The sequence below is a fragment of the Campylobacter sp. BCW_6467 genome (genome assembly GCF_001762855.1).
GTDB lineage: Bacteria > Campylobacterota > Campylobacteria > Campylobacterales > Campylobacteraceae > Campylobacter_D > Campylobacter_D jejuni.
Map to the genome: position 1 here is coordinate 188457 of NZ_MJXP01000052.1, position 13518 is coordinate 201974.

The following is a 13518-nucleotide window of genomic DNA, read 5'->3' on the forward strand; positions in this document are numbered from 1 at the left end:
CTTTTATCCTAATAAATATCTCAAAGCATCGCGTGCAATTTTTACTTTATCAAAGGCCTTAGCCCTAGTTTTAGCCTTATTTTTATACGCTTTTCTTAATTTATCGTCTTCAAGCATAGTTTTTAAACCCTGAAACATGGAGTTTTCATTATCTACTTCTACTAAAAGTCCAAATTCATCATCTCCAAAAAGCTCTCTTGCACCACTTTTATGATCAGTGCAAACTACCGCACAAGAACAAGCTAAGCTTTCAATTAAAACATTTGAAAAACCTTCAAACACAGAAGCAAAAGCAAAAAATTCACATTTAGCCATGTATTTATAAGGATTATTATCAAATCCTAAAAGCAAAACCTTTTCTTCTAAATTTAACTCTTTAATCAAAACTAAAAGCTCATCTTTAAGTACACCTTCACCTAAAATCACAAGCTTTAAATCTGTTTTCAATCTCGCATAAGCACGAATTAATAAAGCATGATTTTTACCTTTATCAAGCCTGCCTACACTTAAAATAAATTTATCTTTTAAAGCTATGTCTTCAAGGGCTTTTTGCTCTATGTTTTCTAAATCGATGGCATTGTATAAAATTTCACATTTTTTTGGATTTATACTAAAATTTTGCACTAAATCTTCTAAATTTCCCTTAGAATTAGGCAAGATTAAATCAGCCCTTGGGTAAAGCAAAGAAATTAAAAATTTATTTGCCAAAGAATTAAAATTATTTTTCGCATACATCACACTTGGCGTAGTGCATTCATTGATCACAAGGCGAGTTTTATTTCCAAACATTCTTGCCATTAAAGCTATATAATTAGGTCGATTTAAAAAAACAAATTCTGTATCAATGCCTAAATTTCTGCAAAGTTTTTTGTATTTTAAAGCCAAAAAAGGTAATTTTAAAAATTTCAAAATAGGATTTTCACTAGGTTTTGAATATTCTAAAAAATGAATTTGACACTCTGGAATTTCATAAGAAATTTTATTATTCATCAAGATCAAATGCACTTCAAATTTCAAACTTAAAATAGGCAATAAAGTCGCCACAACTCTTTCAGCACCACCACTTCCCAAAGAATAAATAAAAATTCCTAATTTTTGCATAAAGCCACCCGAATTTTCGATAATTTTTCAATCATATTATTTGGAATTATACTTAAAATGAGTAATATCAAAGCAGGAGCGTTGATTTTTATACTCAGGCTTTTAAACAAACATTTATAAAGAGCTTTATAATTTTTTGCAAGTTTTGCATAATAAGCTGCCATTTTATAATAACTCGCACAAGTTTTTTTATAATCTTTATCCTTACTCATTCTAAGTTCATTTTCTAAAATTTTAGCAAGCTCTAAATATCCCAAATACACCCTATAAGCATTTTTACTCGCCCCTAAAGTCACGCTATCTTGCCTAAAAATCCTATAAATCCTAAAAGCCTTATGAATATAAAAACTTTTTTCCTTGTATAAATTTACCCAAAGCGTGGCTTCATTGCCATAAAATTCTTCATTAAAACGCTTGTTTTCAAGTAGAGATTTTTTAAAAACAGAAAAAAACTCTCCGCTAAATTTAGCCATTAAAAAATCTTTTTTAGAAATTTCGCTATCTTTTTCCAAACCCTTGCCGCTAAATTCCTTGCTTAAATTTCCTTCTTTTTCTATCAAACAATTTCCAAAAACATGAGCATAACCTTCGTTTGCTTTTTGCATTAAGATGCCTAAAGCCCCAGATAAAAGTTCATCATCATCATCTAAAAAAGTTACAAACTCGCCACTTGCTTGATCTAAGCCATTATTTTTATTGCCATTTGGACCTTGTTTGTAGTTTTGATTTAAAAAATACTTAATGCGATCATCATTTTTTTGTAAATTTTGCACCACACTTTTAGTATCATCGCTAGAATTATCATCACTTATAATAATTTCTAAATCTTTAAAATCTTGATTTTGTATGCTTTTAATAGCCTTTTCTAACAAAACTTGACGATTAAAAGTTGGTACTATAACAGAAAGTTTAGGCATTTTTAACCTCGACTATAAGCTTAAGCCATTCTTCTTTGATATGAGAAATTTCAAAATCTTTACACCTTTGTTTGGCATTATTTACAAGTTCTTTTCTAAAATTTTCATCATTTAAAACAAGTTCGAGTTTTTTAGCAAGTGCTATTTCATCATCACAACCTACCAAAAGTCCATCATGATTATCTTTGATCAAATCCTTAGCACCATTATAATAAGAACTTGAAATTCTACAAACCTCAAAATACAAACTTTCAATTAAAACCGTTGGCAAACCCTCTACAAAAGAACAAAGGCAAAGCGCTTTTGCTTTTTCATAAAGAGCCTTGACATTTTCAACGCGTCCTAAAAAATCAACTTTTATTCCTAAAGATTTTACCTTGTATTCAAGTTCTTGCCTTAACTCTCCATCTCCTGCTATAACAAATTTATAATTTTCTTGCAAATTTTTATCCAAATGCGCTATAGCTTTTAAAAACATTGCAGGGTTTTTGTTGTGATCTAAACGCCCTATAAAAAGAACCAAATTTTCTTTTTCAAAACTAGAATCAAAAGGAATTTCATCGCTAAAATGACAAGGGTTTAATAAAAGCTTAACCTTTTTTACAAATCTTTCATAATACACCTTATCACTGCTTCCAAGCACACTTAAAGCATCACAAAAAGGATAGCTTACCCTTCTTAAAAAACGCCAAGTTTTAGGTTTTAAATACGCTTCATTACTATGCTCGCTAATGATGAGTGGAGTTTTAAGTCCTATATTAGCTAGAATACAAGCAATATTAGTTGTATCCAAAAAAGAAATAAAAACATCAGCCTTGCTTTCTTTTAAAGCCTTTCTTAAGGCAAAAAATTTCTTAAAACGACTTGCGATTTTATGATAAAGTGTGTCAAATCTAAATTGTTCCAAACTTGTAACTTTAACTTCATTTTCAAGCTTATAAAAAGATTCTCCTGCGTGAAATTTAATAATATTTACTTCATGCTCTTTACAAAGTGCATTAGCTAAAGTTACCAAAACACGCTCAGCGCCTCCTGAATTTAAAGTTGCGATAATAAAGCTTATTTTCATCATTTCTCCTCTTTAAGCTTACCGTGTTCTAAACGATAAACCTTATCACATTGCGTTATCGTAGAAAGGCGATGTGCGATAATAATCATGGTTTTATCTTTAGAAATTTTATAAATTTCATCCATGATTTTTGCTTCACTTTGAGTATCAAGCGCAGAAGTTGCTTCATCAAGCACTAAAATTTCAGGCTCTAGATATAAAGCTCTTGCTATAGCTATGCGTTGTTTTTGTCCCCCGCTTAAATTACTCCCCCCATCACCTACTTTTGTTTGCACTCCTTGAGGTAAATTTTTTATAAAATGCTCTAAATTTGCTTGCTTGATAACCCTGTTAAGTTTTTCTTCATCAACCGCATCTCCAAAAGTAATATTTTTAGCTATGCTGTCATTAAAAAGATAGATATTTTGTGGGATATAGCCTATTTTTTGGCGATAATTTTTTGCATTACTTGCATTTAACTCTTGCTTATCAATTAAAATTTGCCCTTCTTTTGGTTTTAAAAGTCCTATGATAAGATCTACTAAGGTACTTTTTCCGCAACCACTCTCCCCTATAAAAGCGATTTTTTCGCCTTTTTTAATGTTTAAGTTAAGATTTTTAAATAAATATTTTTTTCCCTCATAACCAAAGCTAAGATTGCAAATTTTAAGCTCTTGATTAAAGCTTAATTTTTCCTCGCCCAAATTTTCTTCTTCTTGTCTTAAATTTTGATAAATAATATCCAAAGAAGAATGATAATAAAGCAAATCATGATAACTTGTGATAATACGATTTGCGCTTGGCATTAAGCGATAAAGCGCTAAAACAAAAATAGAAATCGTGGATAAAATACCTGAAATATCACTTTCATTTTTCAAAACCAAAAATACCACGATAAAAACAAGTACGCAAAAACCTATTCCTTCAAGATAAATTCTAGGCACCGCAGCTACGCTTTCATTGGTAATATTTGCTTTAGAAAAAGCTTCACTTTGTGCTTTAAAAAGGCTTAATACTCCATCTTCTTTGGTTTTAAGCTTAATAAATTTGAAATTATTTAAATTTGTATTTAAAATTTCGAAGAAATTTTTCATCGCTTCTTCACGTTTTAGTCCTGCTTTTTTAATGATAGGACTTAAAATTTTCACTAAAATAAAGGCATTTAATACCATAAAAATACTTAAAAATAAAGTGATTTTATAATTAATCAAAAGCATTAAAGCATAAAGCAAAAGCACTACAAAAATTTCACTCATCAAAAGTAAAAATGATGAAATCATAGTGCTTAGATTATAAACTTCCCCTGTAATGGACTTTAAAATTTCAGATTGATTTTTTTGAGTAAATTTTTCATAATTAATATTTAAAAATTTAGAAAAAACCTTATAAGCAATCGCGTGATAACGCCCTTTAGAAAATCTTGCCAAAAGATGAAAATAATACGCATTTAACAAAGCTCTAAACACATAAAAAACAATAAGCCCCACTCCAAAATAAACAATGATTTCAAAAACAGGGATATTAAGATATTCTTTTAGGCTGATTAAATATTTATTACGATCAAAATAAGAAAAATCACTAGCCAAAGTGATAAAAGGCATTACCAAAGAAATTGCAAAAGTTTCCATAAAAGAAACAAATACTGAAAAAACAAGCAAGAAAAATAAAAAATTTTTATCTTCCTTGCTTAAAATAAAAAAAAGTTTTTTTAACACTGTTTTTCCCAATCAAAAGCAGATTTACAAATAAGCTCTAAATCATCGTATTTAGGCTGCCAAGAAGTAAGATTTCTGATTTTACTTGCATCAGAAATCAACACACTAGGATCGCCCGCACGGCGTGGGGCAAGTTCTACTTTAAAATCCACTCCACTAACTTTTTTCATCGCTCCAATCACTTCTTTTACACTAAAACCATGTCCATAACCTACATTAAAAACATTGCTTTCATTCTCTTGTAAATAATCCAAAGCTGCTAAATGCGCGCTTGAAATATCATCTACATGGATAAAATCTCTTATGCAAGTACCATCTTTTGTATCATAATCATCGCCAAATATGAAAAGTTTTTCACGTTTTCCTGCGGCACATTCAGCTGCAACTTTTATAAGCAAAGTCGCTTTTGGATAGCGTTGTCCTAAAGTATAATCCATGCAAGCACCTGCAACATTAAAATATCTTAAAATACAATGCTTAAATTCAGGATTTGCCATACTTGCATCACGCAAAACTTCTTCGCTCATAAGCTTACTACGCCCATAAGGATTAATAGGTGCTAAAGGACTTGTTTCGCTCACAACAGGAGTTTGTGGTTCGCCATAAGTGGCTGCCGTTGAAGAAAATATAAATTTATTCACTCCAGTTTGCAAACAAGTTTCGATGAGATTTGTCGTATTAACAGTGTTGTTCATATAATATTTTAAAGGGTTTTGCATACTTTCAAAAACTTCAATGCTTGCTGCAAAATGCACAATAGCGTCAAATTTTTCTCTCTCAAACAATGCTTTTGCACCTTGAAAATCACTTAAATCTTGTTCAAAAAATTTAAAAGCTCTTATTTTTTGCAAATCTTCTATTGCGATTTTAGAACCCTTAGAAAGATTATCTAAAACACAAATTTCATGATCTGTTTTTAAAAATTGTCTTAAAGTATGAGAACCTATATAACCTGCGCCACCGCTAATAAGAATTTTCATCATCATTCCTTTTTTTAAAAATATCAAAAATAAATTTTAATATATTTTCTTAAATACTTAAGATTGAACTTTTGAAATTTCACTCTCACAAGCTTTTGCAAAAACTTCTGTATAAGAACGATCCGATTTTTTTGAACGCAAAAAATCTCTCATATAAGAAAGAAAATCAATGTAATCTTCTTCACTAACATTACCTTTAATAAGTTCATATTTTAAAAAAAGCATATAGGTGTTTAAAACATCACTTTCGCAATATTCGTGGATTTTTTCAAGTTCATTTTCATAAAAAAGTTTCATCACCTCATCACCATGCACATCATATTTTCCTGGCAAACCCACCATAGAGCAAAGTGTATCAAGCTTTATTCCACGCCCATTAGATCCTAAGGATTCTAATAAATCACAATGTTTTAATTCTGAAAATCTTGTTTTATAATTATTCCATTTATCACTTTGAGTATCTAAATAAGTTGCTGCTTTTAAATTGTATTTTAAAGCCCTTAAAACAAGAACAGGCATATCAAAATTTTTACCATTAAAACTGACTAATTTTGGCTCATAATTTTCTATAAAATTGAAAAAATTAGCAATCATTTCTTTTTCATTTTGCCCATCAATTTTATTTACTTTGATAAATTTTCCAAAATTATCGCTTAAAACCGCACAAATACTGATGATTTTATGATAAGGCAAAGGCAAAAACTCACTCCCACTTTGTTCTTTTTGCCACTGAAGTGCTTTTAAACTTACCTCTAAATCACTTCCTTCAAAACCCAAAGTTTTGCGGATAAGCTCAACATCTGGCACACTCTCACAATCAAAAACACAAATATAACCTTCATTTTTTGCCATTTTTAACCTTTTTTTAAATAATTTCGCTAAAATCATAGCAAAAATTTTAAAATATTAGGCTTTTAATGAAAATAGCAATTGTTCGTTTATCAGCACTTGGCGATATTATCCAAAGTGCCGTGGTTTTGCAATTTGTCAAAAATTTTAAAAAAGATATAGAAATTCATTGGTTTGTAGATGAAAAATTTGAAGGCATACTTAAAAACCATCCTTTAATAGACAAACTCTATGCCCTGCCCTTAAAAGACAAAAAAATTTTAAAAAGCCTAAAAATTCTTCTTAAAGCAAGAAAAAACAACTATAATACAGTAATAGATCTACAAGGGCTTATAAAATCTGCTATTGTAAGTCGGATTTTAAGTAGAAATAATTTTGGTTTTGATAAAAACAGCCTTAAAGAAAGTTTTGCTCATAATTTCTACAACCAAAAACTTGAGTTAGATTACAATGAAAATGTATTTGTAAGATACTTAAGTCTTACCTCCTTTATGTTAAATACTGATTTTAATGTCAAAAATTTAGCCTTTAAACAAGATATTTTTAGCGTAGATGAAAATTTAAAACAACTCTTAAACAATAAACTCAAGCTCGACAAAAACGAAAAAAACATACTCATACATGTAGGTTCAAGCGTAGAAAATAAAATCTATCCTAAAACCAAACTTGCTATACTTTGCAAACTTTTAATCAATGAATTTCAACAAGCAAAAATTTGGCTCGCTTGGGGAAATGTAAAAGAATATGAATTTGCCAAAGAGGTTTTAAATCTTAGTGGTATTGATGAAACACATATAGAATTAGCGCCAAAATTTAACCTTGAAGAGCTAATGGCTTTTACAAAAATGATGGATCTTATCATAGGAAATGATAGTGGCCCAACACATTTAGCTTTTGCTTTAAACAAAGCATCTATTACGATTTTTGGTGCAACACCAAGCTACCGCAATGCTTTTCAAACTCATATCAATAAAATCATTGATGCAGGTAAAAAAATCCAAAATGCCAAACATATCGATAAAAGTGATTTTTGTATCACGCGTATAGAAGAAGAAGATATCTTCAAACTTGCCAAAGGCTTACTTAATGAAAAATAGTGACAGAATATATCTTAATCTTTATTATATTTTGAAATTTTTTGTTACTTTTATGCCTGAATGTATCTTGCATTTTTTAGCTTTGATTGCAGCAAGAATCACTTTTCATCTTAACAAAAAACATCGCAAGATCATCGATATAAATTTGCAAATCTGCTTCCCTCAATACACTCAAAAAGAACGCGATAAACTATCTTTGAAAATTTATGAAAATTTTGCTCAATTTGGAATTGATTGTTTACAAAATCAAAACACCACCAAAGAAAAAATTCTCAATAAGGTAAATTTTATCAATGAAAAATTTCTTATAGACGCTCTAGCTTTAAAGCGTCCTATTATCTTCACAACTGCACACTATGGAAACTGGGAAATTTTAAGCCTTGCTTATGCGGCTAAATATGGTGCGATTTCCATAGTGGGGAAAAAGTTAAAAAGTGAAATTATGTATGAAATTTTAGGCCAAAGTCGCACCCAATTTGACATAGAACTTATCGACAAAAAAGGTGGTATAAGACAAATGCTAAGTGCCCTAAAAAAAGAGCGAACTTTAGGAATTTTAACCGATCAAGACTGCACTGATAAAGAAAGCGTGAAGCTAAAATTTTTTGGCAAAGAAGTAAACTATCAAATGGGAGCAAGTTTTATCGCTCAAAAAACTAATGCTTTGATCATCCCTGTTTATGCCTATAAAGAAGACGGTAAATTTTGCATAGAGTTTTTTAAAGCAAAAGATTCTCAAAATGCAAGTTTAGAAGAACTGACACTTTATCAAGCACAAAGTTGCGAAGAAATGATTAAAAAAAGACCTTGGGAATACTTTTTTTTCCATAGACGCTTTGCAAGTTATAATGAGAAAATTTATTAAGGGTGTAAAATGAATTTAAAGCAAATAAGCGTTATTATCATCGTAAAAAATGCAGAGCAAACCTTGCTTGAGTGTTTAAATTCTTTAAAAGATTTTGATGAAATTATTTTACTTAACAACGAAAGCAGTGATAATACCCTAAATATAGCTAATGAATTTAAAAAAGATTTTGCTAATTTGCACATTTACCACAGTGCTTTTATAGGCTTTGGAGCCTTAAAAAACCTTGCTTTAAGTTATGCAAAAAATGATTGGATTTTAAGCATTGATGCCGATGAAGTACTTGAAAACGAGTGTATTAACGAACTTAAAAATTTAGAACTTCAAGAAGATAATATCATCGCACTTAGTCGTAAAAATCTCTATAAAGGTGAATGGATAAAGGCTTGTGGCTGGTCTCCTGATTATGTTTTAAGGATTTTTAATAAAAATTTCACTCGTTTTAATGATAATTTAGTACATGAAAGTCTTATTCTACCAAACAATGCTAAAAAAATTCATCTTAAAAATGGATTAAGACATTATGCTTTTAGAGATATTTCTCACTTAATTAATAAAATGCAGTATTACTCAAGTCTTTGGGCAAAACAAAATATGCACAAAAAAAGTGGGGTTTTAAAAGCAAATTTAAGAGCTTTTTGGACTTTTTTTAGAAATTATTTTTTAAAAAATGGCTTTTTATATGGTTATAAGGGTTTTATAATTAGCGTTTGTAATGCCTTAGGGACTTTTTTTAAATACATGAAATTATATGAACTTCAAAAGCAAAAGCCAAAAACTTGTGCTTTAATAATAACAACCTATAATCAAAAAGAACGCCTTAAATTAGTGCTTGATAGTGTTAAAAATCTAGCCTTTTTACCTAATGAAGTTTTAATCGCAGATGATGGTAGCAAAGAAGATACAGCAAGGCTTATTGAAGAATATCAAAAAGATTTTCCTTGCCCTTTAAAACACATTTGGCAAGAAGATGAAGGGTTTAGGCTTAGTAAAAGTCGCAACAAAGCTATAAAAAACACTGATAGTGAATATATAATAGTTATTGATGGTGATATGATTTTGGAACAAGATTTCATAAAAGAACATTTAGAATTTGCACAAAGAAAGCTTTTTTTACAAGGTTCAAGAGTAATTTTAAACAAAAAAGAAAGTGAAGAAATTTTAAACAAAGATGATTATCGCATAATTTTTAATAAAAAAGATTTTAAAAGTTCTAAAAATTCTTTTTTAGCTAAAATGCTTTACAGTCTTTCAAAAAAAGATGAAAAAATCTTTAAAAAAACCAAGCTAATTAAAGGTATTAGGGGTTGCAATATGAGTTTTTTTAAAGCTGATTTTGATGAACTTGATGGTTTTAATGAAAATTTTATTGGTTGGGGTAGAGAAGATAGTGAATTTGTTGCTAGATTTTTATTTAATAAAGGTATTTTTAGACGCTTAAAATTTAAAGCTATTGCTTATCATATTTATCACGAAGAAAATAGCAAAAAAATGCTTGAAAGCAATCATAAAATTTATTTAGATACTATTAAAAATAAAAATATTTCTTGGAAGAACACATGAAAATAGTTTTACTCATTGGCGATATTACTATAGGAGGTGGTGCTGAAAGAGTTGTTTGCAATCTTGCAAATGCCTTTAATGAATTAGGTTATAATGTAGAAATTTTAAGTTTTTATAAGAACGAAGAAAACTTAGCTTATGAAGTGCATAAAAATATACAAATAAGCTTCTTTCACATAGTCTCAAGAAATAAAGTCTTTAAAAAACCTTTTTACAAGCTCTACTATAAATACTATGAAAGCTATATTTTAAAGCAAAAATACAAAGATGCGGATATCATGATTTACAATAACTGTTCTCAATTCCCTTTTTTTAAAAATAAAAATACCAAATATATAAAACTCATTCATGAGATTTTTAAACGCTATCAATTAAGAAATAATTTTTTTGACAACTTAATAATTCTATCGTTGCGCGAACTATCAATTTGGAAACAATATCATAACAATGTTTCTTACATACCTAATTTTACACCAATAATCACAAATAAAAACTCTCACCTTAATCAAAAAAGAATTTTAAGTATAGGTCGAATAACCAAAGAAGATCAAAAAGGTTTTCTAAGACTCGTTGATATTTGGGAAATAGTGCAAAAAAATCAAAATTTCAAAGAATGGAAGCTTCATATTATTGGGGATGGCGCTTTAAAAGAAGAATTATTTTACAAAATCAAAACTAAAAAATTAGAACACTCTATTGTTTTATCACCTTTTAATAAAAATATAGAAGAAGAATACTTAAAAGCAAGTATTTATGTTATGACCAGTTATTTTGAAAGTTTTGGCATGGTGCTAATAGAAAGTGCAAATTATTCTATTCCTAGTATTTCATTTGATGTAAAAACAGGACCCAAAGAAATTATAGATAATAAAAGAAGTGGCTTTTTGATAGAAGATGGAAATTTGCAAGAATTTGCAAATAAACTTCAGGTTTTAATGCAAGATGAACGTTTAAGAGAAAAATTCGGCAAAAATGCCAAAGAAAAAGTGCAAAAAGAATTTAGCAAAGAAGCAATCATGCAAAAGTGGATAAAGCTTATAAATTCTTAAAGTTTTGATTTATGAGTATATTTTTCATACATTTTAATCATTTTATATGATTTTAAAATAATATTAATCATACCTTTTTTGTGTTTTCTAGCATACAAAACCATTTCTCCAAGCATACAATAAAGCCCATATTTTTCATCATTTAAATCTTTTGCAAATTCCACCAACTCTTTATCATTTTCCGTTTTAAGAAGTTTTTTTATATCAAATATTTGATATTTTTTACAAAAATTATATAAAGTATAACCAAGTCCCACATATAATAAATAATCTTTTATTTCTTTTTTTTGTTTTAATAATTCTTCTTTAAAAATAGGTGTAATTTGTACTATATCCCACCAATAATCATTAATATTTTTTCCATAAAAATCCTTATAAGAATGTAAAAATTTCCAAGGTTTTTCACCGTAATGCAATATTTTTGGATTTTTCATACTTTGAACAAATTCTTCTCTTGTATAATTTAATCTATTTTTCTTTTCATCTTTACATACAGTATATAAAAGTGTAATAATATTAAAATTATAGGCAAAATCAAGTTTTAAAATTTTATCCTTAGGGATGCAAGCATTAAGCAAATCTTGATCAGCTGCTTTAATATAAATGCATTTTTTAGCCAATTCTTCACACTTTTGCTCAATATGAGCTTTTTTATATTCTTTAACATTAATAAACAAAAATCCTGAGTTAAAATAATTTTCATCAAATTTTAAAACTCTTTTTTTACCATCTTCTATAAATTTAATTTTTGACTTTTTACTCCCTGGATCACCTACTACTGCTACAATACTATCTTTTAAATCCAAATAAAAAAGTTCTCTAATATCACACATACAAAGCATATCGGAATCCAAATACAAACACTTATCGACACTATCATCAAGCAAAGAAATAAATTTCAATCTATAGTAAGGAAGTTTTAAACTATGTGCAGCACCTGAACTTGGGAAATTTTCAAATTTATCATCTTTCATAATATAGATTGATATTTTACAAGGATAAATTTCACTTAATTCATTTTGCAATTTATCTAATTTTTCTTTTACGCTATCGTTTAAAAAATCGCTTAATATATGAAAATGATAAATATTGTTTAAAAAGCCGTTATTGGTATCGGTATTTTTAATGATACTAGTAATTAATACTGCGGTATATTTTATGTAATTTTCATCAGCGCTAAAGATTATGTTATACATCAAGTACATCCCAATAATAAACAAATAAAATATTACTTGTGAAAAAATTTTAATTTAAGTCATATTTTTTAAAAAAATCATCTAGATATTTCACTAATACATAGCATTTTTTTTCTTTAAGAAAATTTTTATAATGCATTATTTGCTTGTATGCAGATTTTTGAGATCTCTTTTTCGATGAAATTAAAGCATAAAATACTTGTGGATCTAAAAAACTTAGCTGCATAATACAACTTGGAGTTAATCCATAACTATCCGAAGCGTGTTTTTTTTGCAAAATTTTTTTTCTATATAAAAACACATTTCCAAATTGCTTCATTCTATTAACAAAAACCTGATCTGCATTTGGATTTTCATCTTGGTTATAACCTCCAAATTTAATACATTTTTCCCTATTATGTAATATTGCATTTGGAGGTAAAAAAATAGTTTCTCCATATTTAGCATACTTACTCCATTTTTTATTTCTAACTGATTTTTTTTCTAGCATCTGTCTAGAATAAAATAACTTTTCAAAAAAATATAGTATTCTATATTTACTTTTTGAATACATATTAGGCGGATAAATATCCTTGATTCTATCTACACAACCAATTAAAATACCATTAGAATATTTACTTAAAAAATAATCCATTTCACTCAAATAATCATTAGTTATCTCATCATCGCTATGTAACAAACATACCCAATCTCCTTGCGCCAAATGTAAACAACGATTCCAATTATTAAATACACTAATATTACTCTCATTCTTATAAAAATTAACCTTTTTATCAAATTCTTTTTTTAACATTTCATATATACTATTATCATTAATTTCGCTAGGATTTTCAACAATTAGAATCTCATATTCTTCATTATAATTCTGGCTCAAAGCAGATTTTAAAGCCCTTTTTAATTTTTCTACCCTCTGAAAGACTGGGATAGCAATCGTAAATTTAGGTTTTTTCATAATTTCTTGTTTTATAAGTTGTGTAGACTGAATATCTTTAGTTAATGCAAAATTATCTCTACAGGTTAAAAAACTAGAACGATCAAAATCTTTTTCCCAAAATTTTAAAAATCTTTTCTCCACATCTCGAATAATTAATAATTGTTCCTCAACCGTTAAACAATCTCTTTTGTCAATAAGCATTTT

12 protein-coding genes are annotated in these 13518 nt (G+C 28.3%); 4 read left to right on the plus strand and 8 right to left on the minus strand.

From position 1 onward, the window contains the following. Positions 1-3: 3 nt before the first annotated feature. The 6 genes from pglJ to AJ888_RS08740 are packed head-to-tail and all read right to left on the minus strand — an operon-like array spanning position 4 to position 6613. Positions 4-1101: an N-acetylgalactosamine-N,N'-diacetylbacillosaminyl-diphospho-undecaprenol 4-alpha-N-acetylgalactosaminyltransferase gene (gene pglJ / locus AJ888_RS08715; protein ID WP_070233027.1), complete on the minus strand. Its 1098-nt coding sequence runs from the start codon at positions 1099-1101 to the stop codon at positions 4-6. Then, positions 1089-2018: a GalNAc(5)-diNAcBac-PP-undecaprenol beta-1,3-glucosyltransferase gene (pglI, locus tag AJ888_RS08720; RefSeq protein WP_044780181.1), complete on the minus strand. Its 930-nt coding sequence runs from the start codon at positions 2016-2018 to the stop codon at positions 1089-1091. The genes pglJ and pglI overlap by 13 nt, the downstream gene beginning before the upstream one ends. Further along, positions 2011-3090, minus strand: coding sequence for a GalNAc-alpha-(1->4)-GalNAc-alpha-(1->3)-diNAcBac-PP-undecaprenol alpha-1,4-N-acetyl-D-galactosaminyltransferase (gene pglH, locus AJ888_RS08725; protein WP_079861033.1), 1080 nt, complete (start codon positions 3088-3090; stop codon positions 2011-2013). Before pglH ends, pglI begins: the two co-directional genes overlap by 8 nt. Then, on the minus strand, positions 3087-4781 hold the full coding sequence (pglK, locus tag AJ888_RS08730) for an ABC-type lipopolysaccharide transporter PglK (protein ID WP_002861845.1): 1695 nt from the start codon (positions 4779-4781) through the stop codon (positions 3087-3089). Before pglK ends, pglH begins: the two co-directional genes overlap by 4 nt. After that, the gene (gene galE / locus AJ888_RS08735) at positions 4775-5761 is read right to left on the minus strand and encodes a UDP-glucose 4-epimerase GalE (RefSeq protein WP_002861846.1); all 987 of its coding nucleotides are present in this window, start codon (positions 5759-5761) and stop codon (positions 4775-4777) included. Before galE ends, pglK begins: the two co-directional genes overlap by 7 nt. Positions 5762-5818: 57 nt before the next feature. After that, entirely contained in the window at positions 5819-6613 is a 795-nt protein-coding gene (locus AJ888_RS08740; protein WP_070296248.1) for a 3'-5' exonuclease, read from the minus strand. Positions 6614-6678: 65 nt separating this feature from the next. On the opposite strand from AJ888_RS08740, the gene waaC reads away from it, so the two are divergent. The 4 genes from waaC to AJ888_RS08760 are packed head-to-tail and all read left to right on the plus strand — an operon-like array spanning position 6679 to position 11184. Further along, positions 6679-7707, plus strand: a complete 1029-nt coding sequence (gene waaC, locus AJ888_RS08745; RefSeq protein WP_070296249.1) for a lipopolysaccharide heptosyltransferase I — start codon at positions 6679-6681, stop codon at positions 7705-7707. Then, positions 7697-8572 carry a lipid A biosynthesis lauroyl acyltransferase gene (locus AJ888_RS08750; protein WP_070296250.1) on the plus strand — a complete coding sequence of 292 codons (876 nt, stop codon included), beginning with the start codon at positions 7697-7699 and terminating at the stop codon, positions 8570-8572. Before waaC ends, AJ888_RS08750 begins: the two co-directional genes overlap by 11 nt. Positions 8573-8581: 9 nt before the next feature. Next, entirely contained in the window at positions 8582-10135 is a 1554-nt protein-coding gene (locus AJ888_RS08755; protein ID WP_002861850.1) for a glycosyltransferase family 2 protein, read from the plus strand. Then, positions 10132-11184: a glycosyltransferase family 4 protein gene (locus AJ888_RS08760; RefSeq protein ID WP_002861851.1), complete on the plus strand. Its 1053-nt coding sequence runs from the start codon at positions 10132-10134 to the stop codon at positions 11182-11184. Before AJ888_RS08755 ends, AJ888_RS08760 begins: the two co-directional genes overlap by 4 nt. On the opposite strand, the gene AJ888_RS08765 is transcribed toward AJ888_RS08760, so the two are convergent. Both AJ888_RS08765 and AJ888_RS08770 read right to left on the minus strand, forming a co-directional pair. Next, entirely contained in the window at positions 11181-12380 is a 1200-nt protein-coding gene (locus tag AJ888_RS08765) for a glycosyltransferase family 8 protein (RefSeq protein WP_002861852.1), read from the minus strand. The genes AJ888_RS08760 and AJ888_RS08765 overlap by 4 nt on opposite strands. 49 nt (positions 12381-12429) lie before the next feature. After that, a complete protein-coding gene (locus tag AJ888_RS08770; RefSeq protein ID WP_002861853.1) occupies positions 12430-13515 on the minus strand; it encodes a glycosyltransferase family 2 protein in 1086 nt (361 codons plus the stop codon). Positions 13516-13518 lie beyond the last annotated feature (3 nt).

Bases quoted from the DNA above. Each gene is read 5' to 3' on its own strand.
- waaC (WP_070296249.1), top strand. From the start codon at position 6,679: ATGAAAATAGCAATTGTTCGTTTATCAGCACTTGGCGATATTATCCAA.
- AJ888_RS08755 (WP_002861850.1), top strand. From the start codon at position 8,582: ATGAATTTAAAGCAAATAAGCGTTATTATCATCGTAAAAAATGCAGAG.
- pglI (WP_044780181.1), bottom strand. From the start codon at position 2,018: ATGCCTAAACTTTCTGTTATAGTACCAACTTTTAATCGTCAAGTTTTG.
- pglH (WP_079861033.1), bottom strand. From the start codon at position 3,090: ATGATGAAAATAAGCTTTATTATCGCAACTTTAAATTCAGGAGGCGCT.
- AJ888_RS08765 (WP_002861852.1), bottom strand. From the start codon at position 12,380: ATGTATAACATAATCTTTAGCGCTGATGAAAATTACATAAAATATACC.
- AJ888_RS08740 (WP_070296248.1), bottom strand. From the start codon at position 6,613: ATGGCAAAAAATGAAGGTTATATTTGTGTTTTTGATTGTGAGAGTGTG.
- AJ888_RS08750 (WP_070296250.1), top strand. From the start codon at position 7,697: ATGAAAAATAGTGACAGAATATATCTTAATCTTTATTATATTTTGAAA.
- AJ888_RS08760 (WP_002861851.1), top strand. From the start codon at position 10,132: ATGAAAATAGTTTTACTCATTGGCGATATTACTATAGGAGGTGGTGCT.
- galE (WP_002861846.1), bottom strand. From the start codon at position 5,761: ATGAAAATTCTTATTAGCGGTGGCGCAGGTTATATAGGTTCTCATACT.
- pglJ (WP_070233027.1), bottom strand. From the start codon at position 1,101: ATGCAAAAATTAGGAATTTTTATTTATTCTTTGGGAAGTGGTGGTGCT.
- AJ888_RS08770 (WP_002861853.1), bottom strand. From the start codon at position 13,515: ATGCTTATTGACAAAAGAGATTGTTTAACGGTTGAGGAACAATTATTA.